Annotated in this window: 18 protein-coding genes; 12 read left to right on the plus strand and 6 right to left on the minus strand. The window is 71.1% G+C overall.

Translation table 11 applies throughout. From position 1 onward, the window contains the following. Window positions 1-20: 20 nt before the first annotated feature. The 5 genes from hisD (at window position 21) to ACZ5CR_RS04150 (ending at window position 5,593) form a co-directional block, all read left to right on the plus strand. Entirely contained in the window at window positions 21-1,331 is a 1,311-nt protein-coding gene (gene hisD, locus ACZ5CR_RS04130) for a histidinol dehydrogenase (RefSeq protein WP_468853358.1), read from the plus strand. Further along, window positions 1,328-2,101 (plus strand): SDR family NAD(P)-dependent oxidoreductase, encoded by a 774-nt coding sequence (locus ACZ5CR_RS04135; protein ID WP_468853360.1) that lies wholly within the window; start codon window positions 1,328-1,330, stop codon window positions 2,099-2,101. The genes hisD and ACZ5CR_RS04135 overlap by 4 nt, the downstream gene beginning before the upstream one ends. After that, window positions 2,098-2,883, plus strand: a complete 786-nt coding sequence (locus ACZ5CR_RS04140) for an HpcH/HpaI aldolase family protein (RefSeq protein WP_468853361.1) — start codon at window positions 2,098-2,100, stop codon at window positions 2,881-2,883. Before ACZ5CR_RS04135 ends, ACZ5CR_RS04140 begins: the two co-directional genes overlap by 4 nt. A 208-nt stretch (window positions 2,884-3,091) precedes the next feature. Then, a complete protein-coding gene (locus ACZ5CR_RS04145; RefSeq protein ID WP_468853363.1) occupies window positions 3,092-4,438 on the plus strand; it encodes an MFS transporter in 1,347 nt (448 codons plus the stop codon). 156 nt (window positions 4,439-4,594) lie between these two features. Further along, window positions 4,595-5,593 carry a nuclear transport factor 2 family protein gene (locus tag ACZ5CR_RS04150; RefSeq protein ID WP_468853364.1) on the plus strand — a complete coding sequence of 333 codons (999 nt, stop codon included), beginning with the start codon at window positions 4,595-4,597 and terminating at the stop codon, window positions 5,591-5,593. Here the strand turns inward: ACZ5CR_RS04150 and ACZ5CR_RS04155 are convergent. After that, window positions 5,587-6,303 (minus strand): TetR/AcrR family transcriptional regulator, encoded by a 717-nt coding sequence (locus tag ACZ5CR_RS04155; protein WP_468853365.1) that lies wholly within the window; start codon window positions 6,301-6,303, stop codon window positions 5,587-5,589. The genes ACZ5CR_RS04150 and ACZ5CR_RS04155 overlap by 7 nt on opposite strands. A 186-nt stretch (window positions 6,304-6,489) precedes the next feature. Between ACZ5CR_RS04155 and ACZ5CR_RS04160 the strand changes: the two genes are divergently transcribed. After that, entirely contained in the window at window positions 6,490-7,608 is a 1,119-nt protein-coding gene (locus tag ACZ5CR_RS04160) for an FAD-dependent oxidoreductase (protein ID WP_468853367.1), read from the plus strand. Between the two features lie 124 nt (window positions 7,609-7,732). Here the strand turns inward: ACZ5CR_RS04160 and ACZ5CR_RS04165 are convergent, their stop codons facing one another. Beyond that, window positions 7,733-8,668, minus strand: coding sequence for a M56 family metallopeptidase (locus ACZ5CR_RS04165; RefSeq protein ID WP_468853369.1), 936 nt, complete (start codon window positions 8,666-8,668; stop codon window positions 7,733-7,735). Window positions 8,669-8,692: 24 nt separating this feature from the next. Then, on the minus strand, window positions 8,693-9,058 hold the full coding sequence (locus ACZ5CR_RS04170; RefSeq protein WP_468853370.1) for a BlaI/MecI/CopY family transcriptional regulator: 366 nt from the start codon (window positions 9,056-9,058) through the stop codon (window positions 8,693-8,695). 99 nt (window positions 9,059-9,157) lie between these two features. Between ACZ5CR_RS04170 and ACZ5CR_RS04175 the strand changes: the two genes are divergently transcribed. From ACZ5CR_RS04175 to ACZ5CR_RS04195, 5 genes are all read left to right on the plus strand, one after another. After that, a complete protein-coding gene (locus ACZ5CR_RS04175) occupies window positions 9,158-9,376 on the plus strand; it encodes a hypothetical protein (protein ID WP_468853371.1) in 219 nt (72 codons plus the stop codon). After that, window positions 9,373-10,083 (plus strand): phosphatase PAP2 family protein, encoded by a 711-nt coding sequence (locus ACZ5CR_RS04180; protein WP_468853372.1) that lies wholly within the window; start codon window positions 9,373-9,375, stop codon window positions 10,081-10,083. Before ACZ5CR_RS04175 ends, ACZ5CR_RS04180 begins: the two co-directional genes overlap by 4 nt. Beyond that, window positions 10,058-10,720 carry a response regulator transcription factor gene (locus tag ACZ5CR_RS04185; protein WP_468853373.1) on the plus strand — a complete coding sequence of 221 codons (663 nt, stop codon included), beginning with the start codon at window positions 10,058-10,060 and terminating at the stop codon, window positions 10,718-10,720. Before ACZ5CR_RS04180 ends, ACZ5CR_RS04185 begins: the two co-directional genes overlap by 26 nt. Next, complete coding sequence (locus ACZ5CR_RS04190; protein WP_468853374.1) at window positions 10,717-12,078, plus strand: ATP-binding protein; 1,362 nt, start codon at window positions 10,717-10,719, stop codon at window positions 12,076-12,078. The genes ACZ5CR_RS04185 and ACZ5CR_RS04190 overlap by 4 nt, the downstream gene beginning before the upstream one ends. A 218-nt stretch (window positions 12,079-12,296) precedes the next feature. Then, window positions 12,297-13,352: a bile acid:sodium symporter family protein gene (locus ACZ5CR_RS04195; protein WP_468853376.1), complete on the plus strand. Its 1,056-nt coding sequence runs from the start codon at window positions 12,297-12,299 to the stop codon at window positions 13,350-13,352. Here ACZ5CR_RS04195 and ACZ5CR_RS04200 read toward each other — a convergent pair whose 3' ends face one another. Both ACZ5CR_RS04200 and ACZ5CR_RS04205 read right to left on the minus strand, forming a co-directional pair. Beyond that, the gene (locus ACZ5CR_RS04200; protein WP_468853378.1) at window positions 13,353-14,780 is read right to left on the minus strand and encodes a sensor histidine kinase; all 1,428 of its coding nucleotides are present in this window, start codon (window positions 14,778-14,780) and stop codon (window positions 13,353-13,355) included. Between the two features lies 1 nt (window position 14,781). After that, entirely contained in the window at window positions 14,782-15,477 is a 696-nt protein-coding gene (locus tag ACZ5CR_RS04205; protein WP_468853379.1) for a response regulator transcription factor, read from the minus strand. Window positions 15,478-15,637: 160 nt separating this feature from the next. Here ACZ5CR_RS04205 and ACZ5CR_RS04210 point away from each other — a divergent pair, with 160 nt between their 5' ends. Then, the gene (locus ACZ5CR_RS04210) at window positions 15,638-16,891 is read left to right on the plus strand and encodes a glycosyltransferase family 4 protein (protein WP_468853380.1); all 1,254 of its coding nucleotides are present in this window, start codon (window positions 15,638-15,640) and stop codon (window positions 16,889-16,891) included. Between the two features lie 120 nt (window positions 16,892-17,011). On the opposite strand, the gene ACZ5CR_RS04215 is transcribed toward ACZ5CR_RS04210, so the two are convergent. Then, window positions 17,012-18,388, minus strand: coding sequence for a hypothetical protein (locus ACZ5CR_RS04215; protein WP_468853382.1), 1,377 nt, complete (start codon window positions 18,386-18,388; stop codon window positions 17,012-17,014). Between the last annotated feature and the right edge of the window lie 14 nt (window positions 18,389-18,402).

The following is an 18,402-nucleotide window of genomic DNA, read 5'->3' on the forward strand; positions in this document are numbered from 1 at the left end:
ACCCCGAGAAGAGAGCCGTCATGCCTCGTTTCCTCAAGTCCCCCGTACCCGCGGGCACGGTGAGCGCCGCCCGCGCGGATGTCGCCGACCGCGTCCGCGCCATCCTCGACGACATCCGCGACCGGGGTGACGAAGCGGTCCGTCAGTACTCCGAGAAGTTCGACGACTGGAGTCCGGAATCCTTCCGTCTGTCGCCGGACGAGATCGGGAAGATCGTCGCCGGTGTGCCGGAAACGGTCCTTGAGGACATCCGTTTCGTCCAGCGGCAGGTGCGTACGTTCGCTCAGGCGCAGCGCGACTCGATGCACGACGTGGAGATCGAGACCCTGCCCGGGGTCCGCCTGGGGCATCGGCACGTCCCCGTGGCGGGTGCCGGAGCCTACGTACCGGGAGGGCGCTACCCCCTGACCGCGTCGGCGCACATGACGATCGTGACGGCGAAGGTCGCCGGGGTGGAGCGGGTCGCCGCCTGCACCCCGCCGATCCGGGGCGAGATCCCCGCCGCGACGGTCGCGGCCATGCATCTGGCGGGCGCCGACGAGATCTACCTCCTCGGCGGCGTCCAGGCCGTGGCCGCCCTGGCCATCGGAACGGAGACGGTCGGCCGGGTGCCGCTGATCGCGGGTCCCGGCAACGCGTACGTCGCCGAGGCCAAGCGCCAGTTGTTCGGCGAGGTCGGCATCGACCTGTTCGCGGGCCCGACGGAGATCCTGGTGATCGCCGACGAGACGGCGGACCCGTTCGTGGTGGCCGTCGATCTCCTCTCGCAGGCCGAGCACGGCCCGGACTCTCCCGCGGTACTCGTCACCACGTCCGAGGAGTTGGGCCGCGAGGTCGAACGCCACATCGAGCGGCTGCTGCCCGGGATGCCGACCAAGGACTTCGCGGGGCCCGCCTGGCGCGACCACGGCGAGATCGTCGTGGCGGACTCGCTGGACGAAGCCTTCGGGATCGCGGACTCCTACGCCAGCGAGCACGTCGAGGTCCTGACGGAGAACCCGCGTCAGGCACTGGACACGATGCGTGACTACGGTGCGCTCTTCCTCGGCGAGGGCACCTGCGTCTCGTACGGGGACAAGGTCATCGGTACCAACCACGTCCTGCCGACCCGGGGAGCCGCCCGGTACACCGGCGGTCTGTGGGTGGGGAAGTACCTCAAGACCGTCACCTACCAAGAGGTCACGGACACCTCGTCGTCGGCGCTGCTCGGCGAGGTGTGCGGGCGCGCGGCGCGCGTCGAGCTGTTCGAGGGACATGCCCGCTCCGGAGACGTACGGGCGGCCAAGTACGGCGACGGCACGCTGCCGTGGAACGACGAGGCGGGCGCATGAGCGGCGGTACTCCGGCGCTGGCCGGGCGCACCGCACTGGTCAGCGGGGGCGGCAGCGGACTCGGCGCCGCCATCACGGGCGCCCTGCTCGCGGACGGGGCCCGGGTGGTGATCACCGGTCGCAACGAGCAGGCCCTGAAGGAGACCGTCTCGCGGCTTGGCCCCGGCGTCGTCCACCGGGTCTGCGACGTGTCCCGGCCCGAGGACGTCGAAGCGCTCGCGGAGAGCCTCGCGGACGAGGAGATCTCGATCCTCGTCAACAACGCCGGGATCGCGGGCCCGGTGGCGCCCCTGACCGAGATCTCGGCAGGGGACTGGGACGAGGTGTTCGACGTGAACGTACGCGGGGTGTTCCTGATGTGCCGGGCCTTCCTTCCCGCCATGACGGCGCGGGGCGCGGGCGACGTCGTGAACATCGCCTCGGTGTCGGGCAAGCGCCCCTTGCTGCGGCGCACGCCCTACTGCGCGTCCAAGATGGCGGTCATCGGCCTCACCACCACACTGGCGGGCGAGGTGGGGCCGTCCGGAGTCACGGTCAACTCCCTTTCTCCGGGGCCTGTCTCGGGTCCCAGGATGGAGCGGAATTTCCGCCTGGAGGCGGAGCGCACCGGCGGCAGCTACGCGCAGGCCGAGGAGGCGTTCGTGTCGCGCTCGGCCCTCGGCCGGATGGTCACCGAGGACGAGGTCGGTGCGGCGGTCAGCGCGATGCTCCGGATGCCGGGGCTGTGCGGCGCCGACATCGACCTCTCGGCAGGGATGGTCGCGCGGTGAGGCCGCCGGAGGTGCGACGCCGCTCCCTCAAGGAGCGGCTCGCGGCCGGTGAGCGGCTGTACGGCGCACTGCTGCGGCTTCCCTCGGAGACGCTGGTGGAGATGGCGGGGGTCGCGGGCCTCGACTACGTGGTCATCGACTGCGAGCACGGGCCCGCCGACACGGCGCTCCTCCAGCACCATCTGACGGCCGCGGCGGCGCGGGGCATCGATGTCCTCGTACGCGTGGGCACGTCCGAGCCCGCTCTCGCCCTGCGCTGCCTGGACCTCGGGGCCGTGGGAATCATCCATCCGCACGTCGACGACGCACAGGACGCACGCCGGGCGGTGGCCTCGGTCCACTACCCGCCCCTGGGCGGGCGGGGGTTCGCGACGTACAGCAGAGCGGGCCGCTTCGGCACGGTCACCGCGGCCGACCATGTGGCCGCGTCGCGGGACGCCCTGGTGGTGGTGATGATCGAGACGGAGCGGGCCTGCGCCGCCGCACCGGAGATCGCCGCGACCCCGGGTGTGGACGCGGTCCTCGTGGGCCCGGCCGACCTGGCGGCGGACTGCGGCTTCCCCGGGCAGGACGTGGTCGACTCGCTTGTCGCGACGGCTCATCGGGCCACGCGTGAGGCCGGCCGGTCGGTGATGACGATCGTGCCGGACGCCGAGGGCGCAAGGGCCGCCGGGCGGGCGGGAGCCCGACTGGTGCTCTACAACATGGCCCAGGTCCTCATGGACACCTTCCACGCCCTCGCGACGCCCTCGCCGCGCGAGGGGCAGGGCCGCGGCGCGTGACGCCGCACGGGTGGGTCGTCCGCACACCGCGCGGGACGCCTCGCATCCACCTATTGACTGCCTCCGTCGCGCTCCTTAGTGTTCGGCAGAAGTTCATACGTATGCATAGCCAGAGCCAGAGCCAGAGCCAGAGCCAGAGCCAGAGCCAGAGCCAGAGTCAGATTCAGTGCCGTAGCCACAGCCATGAAACCGCGCGAACGGAGAAGCCATGTCCGCTGTAGCGCCGCCCACCACCGCAGTCGGCCCCCAAGGGGACGAAGCGGAGAAGCGGATAGCCATACGTCGAGCCATCGGCGCGGGAAGCATCGGAAACTTCGTCGAACAGTTCGACTACGGCCTCTACGGCTACATGGCGCCGGTCCTGGCCCCCGCCTTCTTCCCGCAGAGCAACCAGGCCGTGGCCGTGCTGAGCACGTACGCGATCATCGCCATCGCCTGTCTGTTCCGCCCCCTGGGCGGGACGCTCGTCGGCCGCTGGGGCGACCGGGTGGGCCGCAAGAAGACGCTGCTGTGGACCATCGTGCTCATGGGTGTGGCCACGGCCCTGATCGGAGCTCTGCCGACGTATCAGCAGATCGGGATCTTCGCGCCCCTGCTCCTCCTGTTCCTGCGCGTCATCCAGGGCATGGTGTCGGGCGGCGAGTACGTCGGCGCGGTGGCCTTCATCGTGGAGTGGGCGGAGCCGAAGCGGCGCGGCTACTACGCCTCGTACGCCTCCAACAGCTGTTTCGCGGGCATCCTCGCCGGAGCCGGTACCGCCGCGCTCACCAGCTGGGTGTTCCAGGGTCCCGCGCTCGACTCGTGGGGTTGGCGCATCCCGTTTCTTCTCGCGCTGCCGCTGAGCGCGGTCGGTATCTGGCTGCGGGGGCGCATCGAGGAATCACCCGAGTTCGTCCGTGCCACGGCGGACGGCGCGGACGTCGTCAAGTCCCCGGTCCTGGAGGCGCTGCGCACGCAGTGGCGGCCGATCCTCGCCTACTGCGGCGTCTCCATCATGCTCGCGATCCTGTCCTACAGCTGGGTCACGTTCTATCCCGAGTATCTGACCGGGACCCTCGGTCTGCCCCGCTGGATGGCCCTGACGTCCAACGCGATCTCGGTCGCCGTACTCATCCCGCTGCTGCCCCTCGCGGGCATCATCTCGGACCGGATCGGCCGTAAACCGATGCTCGTCACCGGCGCCGTCGCGTGCATCGTCCTTGTCCCGCTGGCCTTCCGGGTTGGCGAGGGCGGCACCTTCGGCGCGGCCGTCGCGAGCCAACTCATCTACATCGTCCCCGAGTTCTTCCTGACCGGCATCGTCACGGTCTGCACGGCCGAACTCTTCGCGACACGCACCCGGTTCAGTGCGAGCGCCATCGCGTACAACAGCTCGTTCTCCATCTTCATGGGGATCACGCCGTTCGTCGCCGCCCTGCTGGTCAACAGCTTCGACACGATCTATGCCGTGTGGGTCTATCTCGCGGCGGCCGCGGTCGTGGCCCTCGTGGTCGTGAGTGCCTTCATGACGGAGACGTACCGGAGTCACCTGGGGGCGGACAAGTTCGCCGGGTGAGTGGCACACCGCTTCATATTCATGTGCGTACATACGCATGCAGGCAGACACGCAGACGCGCAGATACACAGGCACACAGGCACGCAGACACACAGGCACGCAGACACACGACAGACAGACACACAGACAGAACGAGAAACGAGAAAGGTACCCGTCATGCCGCTGGACCCCGTCGCCTACCTCCCCTACCAGGACCCCGACGACTTCATCCGTGAGGTCACCGACCGCATCTGGGTCGGCCGGGACATCTCCTACATCGTCGACAACTACGAGCCGGACTCGATCGTCCACACCAGCCTCGGCACGGTGGTGGGCCGCGACGGCGTGATCGAGGGCACGACGATGCGCATGGGCAGCACGCCCGGGCACATCGGCCAGGCCGAGGACGTGGTGTGGGAGGCCCGTGGCGATGACGCCTTCCTCAGCTCGCACCTCGTCTTCTCCGCCGACGAGCACCTGGTCGACGGCCGGAACATCCGCATCCGCAAGCGCACGGTCGCCAACTGCCTCTACCGCCGCGGCCGGATGGTCGAGGAGTGGGTGGTCCGCGACGAGCTCGCCACCTGTCTGCAGCGCGGCATCGACCCGGACGAAGCAGCCCGCGCGCTGCGGTTCCAGGGGTACAGCGGGTCGATGACCGAGGAGCCGCCGAAGGACGTCCTGCTGGCCGGTGTCAGCGGACCGCGGCCTGACGAGTTCCGGCCCGAGTGCGAGATGGTCCTCGAGTTCATCGACGAGGTATGGACACAGCGCCGACTGCAGAAGGTCAACGACTTCATGGCGCGTGACCTCTTTCTGCACACGATCGGCGACCGGACCGTCATCCGCCCGGAGCGCTACCAGAGCGATCTGATGGCCATGGTCGGCGCCTTCCCCGACGCCCGGTTCGAGGTACGGGACGTGCAGACCAACTTCTCGCCGCGGTACGCCGGTCTGCGGGTGGCCGTGACGTGGACCATGCACGGCACCTACCGGGGCACGCCGGCCTTCGGTCAGCTGACGGATCGGCCGGTGACCATGCTCGGCGTCTCCCAGTTCCTGATCCAGGACGGCCGGATCGTCCGGGAGTTCCGTGTCTACGACGAGATCTCGCTGCGGGCCCAGATCAACAGCACGCGGGGCGACGGCCCCGCGGTGGAGGCCAACATCTACTGAGCGGCTCCTGAAGCCGATGGCCGGTGCCGCTCGTAGCGAGCGGTGATTCCGGTGACGATGAGGTCGATCCCGGCGAGGAACTCGTCCCGGTCGTCGTGATCGCGTAGTTGATCCGCGACGCCCCGGGTGAACGCGTACTCGTCGGGATCGAGGTTTGCCCACGCGGTGGCGGCGGTGTCGAGGAACTCGGCCCGGCCCGTGTCCGGTCGGCGTGCGTGGTGCGCGCGGGCGTCGGCCGCGTTCTGTCCGGCCACTCCGACGACGTAGTTCAGGAGTGCGGATACGGCGGTGAACTGCGCGGTGTGGGGTACTCCGAGCGCCTGGACCTGACGGCCGAGGTGCTCGAAGACCCGCAGCATCGGTGACTGGCCCGGGGCGCGGGAGAGTTGAGTGCCGATCCACGGGTGGGTCTCGATCGCGTCGAACACGCCGAGTGCGAGGGTGCGGATCTGCTCCTGCGGCGTTGAATCGGCGTTGCCTGCGGGCACGGTGGCGGCCACGACGGCGTGCGTGGCGGCGCTGAGAAGCTCGTCCTTGCCCGTGACGTGCCAGTAGATCGCACCGGGCCCGGTGGTGAGGTGCTCGGCGAGCGCGCGGAACGTGAGTCCGCGCTCGCCCGCCGTGTCGAGCAGCTCGATGGCCGCCTCGACGATGCGCTCACGGGAGAGCGGTTCCTCCCGGCGTTCTGTACGACGTGCCCTGGTTGCCATGCGCACATCCTGACACGGCTCTGGAACCTTGTTCCAGCTTGACATCTCTGGAACAAGGTTCCAGTCTGGTTCTGGAACAACATTCCAGACATGCAGGGATTCAAAGATCCAGAGATCCAGAGATCCAGAGATGACATGACCTGCCCGGTTCTCATCCGGCGGGCGTGCCGCACGCGAGGAGCCACCATGAACACTCCAGTCACGATCATCGGCGCCGGGCTCGGCGGCCTCACGCTCGCCCGCGTCCTGCACGTCCACGGAATCCCGGCCACGGTCTACGAGGCGGAGGCCTCTCCGACGGCCCGCGCGCAGGGCGGGATGCTCGACATCCATGAGGGCAGCGGCCAGTCGGCCCTCCAGGCGGCAGACCTGATGGACGAGTTCCGCGGCCTCGTTCTCGAGGGCCGCGAGGCGACACGGGTCCTCGCGTCGGACGGGACCGTTCTGTTCGACGACGACAGCGAGCGCGGGCGCCCCGAGGTGCTCCGCGGCGAGCTGCGACGGACCCTGCTCGAATCGCTGCCCGTCGGCACTGTCCGGTGGGGCCACAAGGTCAGCGGTGTCCGTGCCCTCGGTGACGGGCGCCACGGGGTGGACTTCACCGACGGCGCCACGGTCGACACGGGCCTGCTGGTAGGGGCTGACGGTGCGTGGTCGCGGGTCCGGCCGCTGCTCTCCGAAGCGAAACCCGAGTACATCGGCAGATCGTTCGTCGAGACCTATCTGTTCGAGGGCGACACCCGGCACCCGGCCAGCGCGAAAGCGGTCGGCGGCGGGTCGCTGTTCGCGCTCGCGCCGGGGAAGGGGATCCAGGCGCACAGGGAGAGCGGCGGAACCCTCCACACCTACGTGGCGCTCTCCGAGTCGCAGGACTGGTTCGCCGACATCGATTTCACCGATTCCGCCGCGGCCGCCGCACGGATCGCGCGGGAGTTCGACGGATGGGCGCCGGAGCTCACCGCACTGATCACCGACGGTGAGACCCCGCCGGTCCTGCGCACCCTCAGCGCCCTGCCTGCCGAGCACCGGTGGGATCGGGTGCCGGGGGTCACCCTGCTCGGCGACGCCGCCCACCTCGCGTCCCCGAACGGCGAAGGCGCCAACCTGGCCATGTTCGACGGCGCCGAACTCGGCAAGGCTCTCGCCGAGCACCCCGATGATGTCGAGACCGCGCTCACCGCGTACGAGCAGGCGCTGTTCCCCCGCAGCGCCGCGGCTGCCCATGACGGCAACGAGCTTCACGATCTGCTCTTCGGCGACAGCGCACCGCACAGCCTGATCGACATGTTCACCGGAGGCGCGTAGCTCCGGTGCGGGGTTGGGCCCGAGCGGCAGCCGGTGAGTCGGCAGTCAGTGAGTCGGCAACAGGGGAGGCGGCAGCAGGCTAGGCGGCAGCAGGCTAGGCGGCAGCCGGTGAGTCGATGCTCCGTCAGCGGGGCACTTCGCCCTGTGCGACCTCGACCTCGTGGTGAAAGGCGATCGCCCCGGTCGCCCCGGCCGCGACGGAGACGGCCGCGCATACGGCGAGCAGGACGGCGATCCAAGGCGCGGAGCGTGAGCGGGACGGGGCGGGGGAGAGCAGGGCGGCGACGCGCTGCGGGACGGGGCCCGAGGTCGCCGCCGGGGCGAACCCCGGGCGGCCGGAGCGAGTGGTGTGGCTGACGAGGGCCGCGCGGGCGATGGCGCGTGCGGTCAGACGCCGGTCGCCTGTCGCCTGGGCGGCGGATTCGTCGGCGGCTCGTTCGACGGCGAGGCGGATGGCGGTGCGCATCGGGCCCAGTGCGGGGTGGCAGTGGGCCGTCAGCTCGGCCGTGGCGAGGAAGCGGTGGTGGTGGCCGCGGTTGTGGGCTCGTTCGTGGGCGAACAGCGCCTCGCGCTCGGCCGCGTCGAGGCTGCGCAGCATCGCCGTGGTGACGACGATGCGATGCGTGCGGCCGGGCAGGGCGTAGGCGTCGGGGTGCGGCGAATCGACGACACACAGGTCGCCCGCGGTGGGGCGGCGGTCGGCCTCGCTGGTCGCCGAGCGGAAGTCGTGCAGTTGGCGCAGGGCGGAGCGCCCCAGTTTCCAGGCGCTGAGGGCGAGTGTGCCGGTGGCGGCGGTGGCCAGCGGGAGCACGAAGAGGGCCGATGGCGCGCGCAGGGGGCGGATGAGTTCGCCGAGCGCGGCGAGGCCCGGGAGCATGAGCAGGCCGGTGAGGACGAGCGTGCCGAGTGCGATCACTGAGGCGCCCGCCAGAACGAGCGCGCTGGTGGTGAGGACGCGCAGCGCGCAGGCGGGAGCCAGGCGTTGCACGGTGTGCCGTGCCAGGGGCGCCGCCGCGAACGGCACCGCCAGCGTGATCAGGAGCAGGGCCAGTGTGATCATGATTGTGTCGCCCTCTAGCCGCCTCTAGTCGCCCTCTAGGAGCTGGCGCAGCAACTGCTCGTCATCGGGATCGAGTTGGTCGACGAACCGGGCAAGTGCCGACTCGCGGTCGCTCTCCCGGTCGAGTTCCGTGTGCATGCGCCGTGCCGTCAACCCCGGGGCGTCCTGCACCGGAAAGTAGGCGAAGCCGCGGCCTTGGCGCTCGCGGCCGACGATGCCCTTCTCGAACAGGCGGGTCAAGATCGTTGTCACTGTGGTCCGGGCCAGGTCGCCCGCGAGTTCGCCCTGCACCTGCCCCGGGGTGCGCGGCCCGTCGGCGGCCCACAGGGTGGCCATGACCGCGGCTTCCAGTTCACCTGACGGGCGGCGCTCGTCGTCTGCGTGGCTCATGGGAGCGTTCCTCACCCCGCTATCGTCTACAGTCGAGTAGACCGTCTACAGGATTGTAGTCGATCGCAACAGTCGCGGCGCGGACGAAAGAGGCCAGGGATGACGACAGGCTTCGACGGGGCATCGATCGACGGACCCGCGTACACGGATGTGGTCCACCTGGCGGCTCACACGCCCGGTTGGCTCGACACCGCGGTGTCGCTCTGGTCGCCGCCGTTGGTCGCCATCACCTGCGTGCTCCTGCTGCGCCGACGGCCGTGGTCCCTTGCCCGGCGTCTGACCGCGTCCCCACTGCGCCCGCTGCTGATCGCGTCATGAAACGCAGGGAGGTCGCGGAGTTGGTCGGCATCCTCGGACTCGCCGCATGGGTGGCCTTCGGCGTCCTGGCCATGGTCCTGATCGGCCGTGACGGCGACCCGTTCGCGCTGGACGACGACGTGCTCGCATGGTCCGTCGGACACCGGCCGGACGCGGTGATCGCCCTCGCCCGCGGTGCGACCCACACCGGCACAGGAGTCGTCCCGTACGTCCTCGTCGTGCTGGCGGGGCTGTTGGTGGGGCGCACGGCGCGCCTCAGGGCGTGGGGTGCCGTGCTCGGTCTGGTCTGTCTCGTGGCGGGGCAGGCGCTGCGCTTCGGCGCGATGAGCCTCATCCAGCGGCCACGCCCGCCGCACGCGGACTGGGCGACGCACGCCTCGGGGTGGGCGTTCCCCTCCGGTCACACGACGACGGCCACCCTCACGGCGGGTCTCGTGATCATTGCCGTACAGCTGCGCGCGCCGCGCGGCAGGACATTCCTGACGGTCGTGGTCGCGTGCTGGGGGCTGCTCGTCGGGCTGACCAGAGCCGACCTCGCGGTGCACTGGTTCACCGATGTGATCGGCGGCTGGCTGTTCGCCGTCGGCTGGCTGGGGCTGTGCCTGTGCGCCGCGTCCTGGTGGCTGCCCGAGCGGCTCACCCCCTGTGCGACGCGAACGGCACCGTACCCGATGGAGGGCCATGAAGCGCAAGATCCTGGTCGCTGAGGACGATCACGCGTTGCGGGACGTGCTGCTGCGCGGCCTGCGCGACGAGGACTTCGATCCGCTGCCCGCCCCGGACGGCGCCACCGCGCTGAGACTCGCCACCGGGGACATCGCCGCCGCCCTGCTCGACGTCGGCCTGCCCGACGCGGACGGCCGGGACGTGTGCCAGGCAATGCGCGCGAACGGACTGGTTTTCCCCATCATCTTCCTCACGGCCCGTCACCGGTTGACGGACCGGTTGTCCGGGTTCTCGGCGGGCGGTGACGACTATCTGCCCAAGCCGTTCCACCTCGCGGAACTGATGGCCAGGCTCCGGGCGGCCCTCAAGCGCGCGGCACCCGTACACCCCGTGACCACCGGTGACCTGAGCCTGGACGCCGTACGCCATCGATGCACTCTGGGAAAGGTCGAAATCGCCCTGACACCGACGGAGTTCCGACTCCTCGCTGCCCTGATGGCCGCGTCCGGGGCCGTCGTGACCCGCCGTGAACTGATCAGGGCGGGCTGGCCGGACGGCGCCCGGGTCAATGACAACACCCTCGACCAGTACCTGACCCGTCTGCGCCGCAAACTGCACGGCGCGGGCAGCACCCTGACCATCGGCACGGCTCGCGGCGTCGGCCACCGTCTGTCATGACCGCTCTCCCGACGCGCCTCGTGCCCCGCACCTTGCGCGGACGCCTGTCCCTGGTGGCCCTCACCGCGGCCACGCTCCTGATCGTGATCCTCACGGCCGCCTTCAACACGGTCGTCCGCCGGCACCTGATGCGCCAGGCGGACGACGAACTGCGCACGCGGGCCGCGGCCGTCGCCACCACCGTCGACACCGGCGGCCCCCGCGTGAGCGTCCACGAAGGCGCCCACGACGAACTCCTCGACAGCAACGTATGGATCTACGACGGCGCACGCCTGGTCGAACAGCCCCCCAACGCCACCGCGGCGAGCCCCACGACGCGTGCCGCCCGCGAACTCGCCACCGACGACGGGCGCGGCTGCGCCACCACGGGAGGCGACGGTTCCATCCGCCTCTGCTCGCGGCAGCTGCCCGGCCCCGCCGTCGACGCCACGGTCGTCACGGCCCTTGACCTGGCTCCCTACCGAAGCTCGGCGGACACCTTGCTCCGCGGATCACTCGTCCTGGACGCCGTGATGCTCGCCTGCACCTACACACTGACCCGGCTGGCCGTGGGCCGCGCACTGCGCCCCGTCGGCACCATGACCGAACAGGCCACCCAGTGGAGTGCCGTCACCTCGGGGGAACGCTTCGGTTCCCCGGACCGCCCGGACGAACTCGCTCTGCTCGGAGCGTCGTTGGACGCCCTCCTGGACCGCATCCGGACCCTGCTCCGCCATGAGCGGCAACTCACCGCGGAGCTCTCGCACGAGCTGCGTACCCCGCTCAGCCGCATCATCGCCGAACTTGACTGGTGGCACTCCCGCCCCCGCACCGCCGCCGACACCCTGACCGTCCACGACGTCATCGCCCGGTCCGCAGCATCCATGAACACCATCTGCGACACCCTCCTGCACGACGCCCGGGAGGACACGCCCGCCACACCCGGCACGGTACGCGTGCTGCCCGCCCTGCGCCGCCTGACCGAACAGCTCGGCCCCACAGGCCATTTGACGCTCAGCGTCACCGAGGAGGTCCCGCTCGTGGAAGCGGGAGTCACCACCGCCCTGCTCGAACGTGCCGTCAGCCCGCTGCTCGCCAACGCCGTTCGGTACGCCCGTACGCACGTGACGGTGCATGTCGGCCGCGCACCCGACGGCGTACGCGTCGCCGTCACCGACGACGGCCCCGGTGTGCCGCCGTCCTTCGCCGAGGAGCTCTTCGTGCCCGGCCGCCGTGCCGACCCCGGTGACGGACACGGCGGAGCGGGCCTCGGCCTGCCGCTCGCACGGCGCCTGGCCCGCTCCGCGGGCGGGGAGGTGCACCACGACGCGGGGCACACTCCCGGGGCCCGGTTCATCCTCGGACTGCCGCCCGCATGACCGGGAAGAGCCTGTCTCAGACGTCGCCTAGCCGGAACCGCGCGCTCGTCACCACCGCGCCGAGGCCGAGCCCGCCGTCCCCTTTGCAGCGGTCGGGAACGGTTCCCGGGCGCTTTCGGATGTCATGCGGCCGACGCTGTCACCGGGATCCTGAACGGTTCCTGACTGCCGTGTGGCACATGCCGCGCACCGTGACCGGAGTGCGGAACATGAGGGGCATGGACTCCCGATGCGACCGGGTCACCGGCGTGCTGCGCCGACGCCTCGGCACGGCCGTGTGCCTCGCCTATCTCGCCGCGCTGCTTCTGCCGGGCCCGGGCGAATGGCTGCGCCTCCCGCACGCCCTGCCGCTCGGCCACGGAAACCGGCCGCACCTGCACACCCCTGCTTCCCTGCTGGCGTTGGTGCTGTTCTCGGCGGGAATCCAGGTACCGGTCCGGTCGTTGGGGCGCCTGCTGCGCCGGCCGAGCATCCTGCTGGCCGGGATCACCCTGCACGTCGTGGCCCCACTGCTGATCATCCCGCCGCTCGTGTTCCTGCTGCGCGGCTCCCCGGACACCGACGGAGGCAGCGGTCTGGTCACCGCGATGATCCTCGTCGTGGCGATGCCGGTCGCCGCGGGCGCCACCGTCTGGGCCGGCAAGGGACAGGGCGACCAACCGGTCATGGTGGGCCTGGTCCTGCTCTCCACCCTGGTCAGCCCCCTCACCGTCCCGCTGGTCGTGAGGGCGCTGGCTCCGCTGCTCAAGGGCGGCTACGCGAGCACACTGGCGCAGGCCGGACGGAGCCTGGACAGCGGGTTCACCCTCACCGCGGTGGTACTGCCGTGCGCGGCGGGCGTGTTGTGCCGCTGCTCGTTGCCGGTGCGGTGGGCCGAGCGGCTCTCGGCCACCGTCGTGCCCGTGGCGCTCGTGGGTTCGCTCCTTCTGACCTACGTCAATGCCAGCGGCGCGCTGGGCTCGTTCCTGGCCCGGCCGCGCCCGCTGCTCTGCGTGGCGGCCGTCGCGGTGGCCGCACTGGTGTGCGCGTTCTCCTTCGCCCTCGGCCGTCTCACGGCCCGCGTTCTGCGCCTGGACGCTCCGGTGGCCTCCTCGCTCACCCTCGCCTGCGGAATGAACAACAGCAGTGCGAGCGCCGTCCTCCTGACCACCGCGCTGCCCGACAAGCCGCATCTGCTCCTGCCGGTCCTGGCGTACGGGCTGTTGCAGAAGACGGCCGCGAACCGGGTGATCCGCGTGCGCGTTCAGCGTGAGCCGTGTGCGGCCGCGTCATGATCACTCCGCCCCTTCCCGCCCCCGCCCCTGGCCCTGGCCCTGGCCACGGACGGTGCCAACGGTGAATCCGATGGCCGCGCCGCCCCCAGGGCGCTCCTCGGCGAAGACCGTCCCGCCGTGCGCGTCGGCCACTTCGCGCACGATGGACAGGCCGAGGCCGGACCCGGGCAGACCGCGCGCGGCCGGGGCCCGGTAGAAGCGGTCGAAGACGCGGCTCCGGTCCTGAAGCGTGAGGCCCAGGCCCCGGTCGAGGACCGTGATACGGCCGCGTACGACGGTGATCTCGATGGGGCCGGTGCCACCGGGGTCGAACTTGGCGGCGTTGTCGACCAGATTGGACACCGCCCGTTGCAGCGCGCCCGCGCGTCCCACGACGAGCGTGCTGTCCGCATCGACGGTGATGGTGCGCGCGGTACGCCGCCGGGCGATCACGGCGACGTCCTCGGCGATCTCGGCGAGGCCGATCTCGCGCAGCGGCTCGTCGTCGTGCGCGCCTGCCGCGAGGTCCACCAGTTCGTTGACGAGTTCGGTGAGCTCGCGTGCCTCCCCGGACAAGTCGGCGATCAGCTCCTCGCGTGCGGTGGCGGGCAGTTCATCGATACGGGTGAGGAGCGCGATGTTCGTACGCAGCGAAGTGAGCGGGGTCCGCAGTTCGTGCCCGGCGTCTTGGACCAGGCGGCGCTGATCCTCCACCGACTGGGCGAGACGGTCGAGCATGCGGTCGAAGGAGTGACCCAGACGGGCCACCTCGTCCCGCCCCGCGACGGGCACCCCGGCCTGGAGGTTGCCGGTCTCCGCCACGCTCTGCGCGGCGGCGGTCAACCGCACGAGGCGCCCGGTGATCCGCCGGGCCAGCCACCAGCCGGCGAGTGCTGACGCCCCGATCACCGCCGCGGCGAGGAGCGCGGTGCGCCGCTGCAACTCCTCCAAGAGGTCTTCGGTGTCGCTGAATTCCCGCGCGACCTGCACGGCGCCGCGTCCGCCGCCGAGCGAGACGGTGGCGAGGCGGTACTGGCCGTCCCCGAGGCCGACGATCCTTCGGGACACGGACCCCGCCGCATGCGAGGAAGCGATCCGCCGGTCGGCGCCCCGCACCGGCAGAGGCGGGGTGCCACGGTCGGTGATCTCGCCCGTGGGGCCCAGGACCTGTACGTCGGTGCGGGTGCTGCGGGTGCTGCGGGTCAGGTCGTCGCGCGGGCCGTCGTGGTCCGGGTCCACGGAGGCGTAGTCGAACACGGTCAGTTCCCGCTGGTGGACCTGGCCCCGCAGATCATGGACGACTTCGTCGAAGACCTCCTGCTCCTCCACCCGCACCAGATGGGCCGCCGCGTCATAGCTGAGGAAGCCCACCGTCAGCGTCACGGCCACGGCCACGGCGGCGAACAGCACGGCGAACGTGGTGCGCAGACTGGAGGGGACGACGCGCACCTCACGCCTCTCTCAGGACGTAGCCGACGCCCCGCACCGTATGGATCAGGGCGGGCACGTCCGGGGTGTCGATCTTGCGGCGCAGATAGCCGACGTAGACGGCGAGGTTCTTGGACCCGGGGCCGAAGTCGTAGCCCCAGATCCGGTCGTAGATCGTCGGGTGGTCGAGGACGATGCCGCTGTTGCGGGCGAGGAGTTCGAGGAGGTCGAACTCGGTGCGGGTCAGCCCCAGTTCGCGATCGCCTCGCCAGGCCCGTCTCGCCTGCCCGTCGATCCGCAGATCCGCCACTCCGAGAGTGTCCCCGGCGGGCGTCTCGCCCGCCGGCCGAGGACCCGCCCGGCGCAGCAGGGCCCGTAGCCGGGCGAAGACCTCCTCGACGTCGAAGGGCTTGGCCACATAGTCGTCGGCGCCCGCGTCCAGGCCCGCGATCCGGTCCACGGCCTCCACCCGGGCGGTGAGCATCAGGATCGGCGTACGGTCGCCCTCCGCGCGCAGCACCCGGCACACCTGCAGCCCGTCGATGCCCGGCATCATCACGTCGAGGACCAGCACATCGGGGCGCCGCAGATGCCCCTGGGCCAGCGCCTGGACGCCGTCGTCAACGGCCGTCACGTCGTAGCCCTCCAGGGTCAGTGCGCGCTCAAGGGCCTGGCGGATGGCTCGGTCGTCCTCGGCGAGCAGCAGGGTGTGGGCCACATCAAGGAGTGTGCCAACACCTGGGAGTGAACGCGGCCGACACCGGAGGGGATTCTTACCTCCCTCTCACCTGGGCCAGGAAGCGCCCTTACCCCTTTCCGCCAGCGTGTCGCCATCGCCAGTGGCCCGCCGGGCGCCGCTGAAGGGAGAAGGTTCCCGCATGAAGATCGCGTTCCTGCTGCACAACGCCTATGCCATCGGCGGCACCATCCGCACCACGCTCAACCTCGCGTCGGCGCTCGCGGACGTCCACGACGTCGAGATCGCCTCGCTGATGCGTCACCGGGAGACGCCGCGCTTCACCGTGGACCCGCGGGTGAGGCTTGTGCCGCTGGTGGACACCCGGATCGGCACAGCCGACGGACAGCACCCGGCATCCGCCGAACCGGCCCGCGACTTCCCCCTGGCCGACCGGCGCCACCACCAGTACACCCGGCTGCACGACCTGCGGGCGCGCGACTACCTGGCGGCCAGCGACGCCGATGTGATCATCGGTACGCGGCCCGGACTCAATGTCTACCTGGCCCTCTTCGCACCGCGCCGCGCCCTGCGCATCGCCCAGGAGCATCTGCGGCACGACGCGCACAGCAAGAAGCTGCGCCGGGTACTCGCCCGTCACTACCGCACACTCGACGCGGTGGTCACCACCACCGAGGCCGATGCCGCGACCTACCGCGCACGACTGGCTCTGCCGGGCGTCCGCGTCCTTTCCATCCCCAACATCGTTCCCGACCAGGCCGTCACCGCCGCCGACCACACGGCCAACGTCGTGGCCGCGGCCGGGCGTCTGGTCCGCGGCAAGCGGTTCGACCTGCTCATCGAGGCATTCGCCGACGTCGCCCCCAAGCACCCCGACTGGCGCCTGCGCATCTACGGCGGTGGCACGGAGAAGGAACCGCTGCAGCAGCTCATCCACAGCCACGCTCTGGGCGAGCACGTCACGCTGATGGGGCCGATGGCCCCGATCGAGGCGGAGTTCGCCCAGGCGTCGATCGTCGCCTCCGCCTCCGACGCCGAATCCTTCGGCATGACCCTGGTCGAAGCGATGCGCTGCGGCGTGGCGGTGGTCAGCACCGACTGCCCGCTGGGCCCCGCCGAGATCATCCGCGACGGCGTCGACGGGCGCCTCGTACCCACCGGCGACGCCAAGGCCCTGGCCGACGCCCTCCTGGAACTGATCGACGACAGGCCCCGCCGCCGCGCCCTGGGCGCGGCGGCCGTGGAGAGCGCCCACCGCTTCGACGCCGAACGCATCGTGCGCCGCTACGAACTCCTGCTCACCGAACTGGCGGCGACCCGCCACCGACGCGCCTGGCAGCGCACCCGGGCACGTCTGGCCGCCCGCGCCCGGCGACTTGTGCGCCGCCTCGAGAAGAGCCGCCCTCGTCCCGTCCGCGTTCCGGCCATCGACTGAGCCGCCACCCGGCACCACCGGGGAACGTCACCAGCAGGGGGGGCATGACCGCGACCGTCGTCGTGGAGCGGCACCCGACCGTGCCCACCGGTGCCCGCCGACCGGAGTACCTCGTAGGACTCACCACCCCGTGAACAGCAAGTGGTTGATCGCGAGGGCGAGTACGGCCTGTGCGGTGAGCCAGTAGCGCCGACCCGCCGTCGGCAGGAGTGCCGTCGACGCGAGCAGGAACGTGGCGAACGGCAGCCAGATGCGTTCCGTTTCCGCCTTGCTCATGCCGGAGAGGTCGGCCGCGAGGAGGGCGAGGAGGACGGTCAGGACGAGCGCGGTCAGCCGGTCGGTGGGTGTGGTTCGGCCGGTGCGCAGGCGGCGCAACGTGCCGGGAGCGGTGGCCGCCGTCCTGCGCAGGGCCGCCACCGTCGCGAGGCCGATGACCAGCACCGTGCAGGCGAGATTGGCCCAGACGAAGTAGCCGTACGGTCTGACGCCGCCCGCCCCCTGGTAGTAGCGCTCGACGAGCAGGTGGTACGCCTCCCACCAGCTGAAGCCCGCGAGGGTGAAGGCGATCGGCGTGACCGCCGCTCCGGCCAGGACGAGCGGGAGCGGGCGCGGGGTGCGCGTGATCAGCAGGACGGCGGCGGCGACGAGGCCGAACAGGACCAGGCCGTACGAGAGGTAGCAGACGAGGCCGAACAGTAGACCCGAGCCGAGCGCCGCGGCGCCGGGGAAGCGGACCGCGCGCGTCGCCGCGAGGGCGAGCAGGGCGATCGTCCAGGCCGTGACGGCGGCGAAGTAGCCGTCCGCGGAGACGCCGACCCAGATGGCCGCCGGTGCCAGGACGAGGAAGGGCGCCGCCCGGCGAGCGGTCGCCTCGTCGGCCAGGGTGCGCACGGTGACCAGGACGGCCGCCACGGCGGTGCTGCCCACGGTGACGCAGAAGGCCCCGGCCCAGGCGCCGCCGCCCAGGCCGACGCGGTCGAGGAGGACGAACGTGAGGGTGGCGCCCGGCGGATGGCCCGCCGTATGGGCGGGCCAGTGGCCGGGGGAGTCGATCAGGATGTGCCGGGTGAAGTCCCGCAAGGTTGCCGGGATGTCCTTGAAGCGGTCGATGACCTGGAGGTACTCGTACTTGGTGGTGAGCCGCTCGGCCACGCCCCGGCGCGGTCCATCGACCAGCGCGAGCGACCAGATCCAGGCCATGGACGCGGCCCAGGCGGCGAGGAGAAGGGGCCGCCAGGAGAGCCGGGCGGCGAGCGCGGGGGCGTACGCGATCACCACGACGGCGACCACGAGCGCGGCGGGTGTGCCAGGGCCGACGTGCGGGTCCCATCGGGCGTACAGGGGCGGCCAGTTGAGGTGCAGGGTGCCGTCCGCGTGCTCGATCGAGGCGCCGATGACGACGGCCGCGGCGACGAGCAGCGCCGCGATCCCCGCCGCGGCCAGGTCACGGCGGCGGCCGGTGCGCTCGATGCGGTCGGTGCGCTCTGTGGTGCTCACGTCTGCACGGTAGG

It is taken from the genome of Streptomyces sp. NPDC031274, assembly GCF_055570235.1.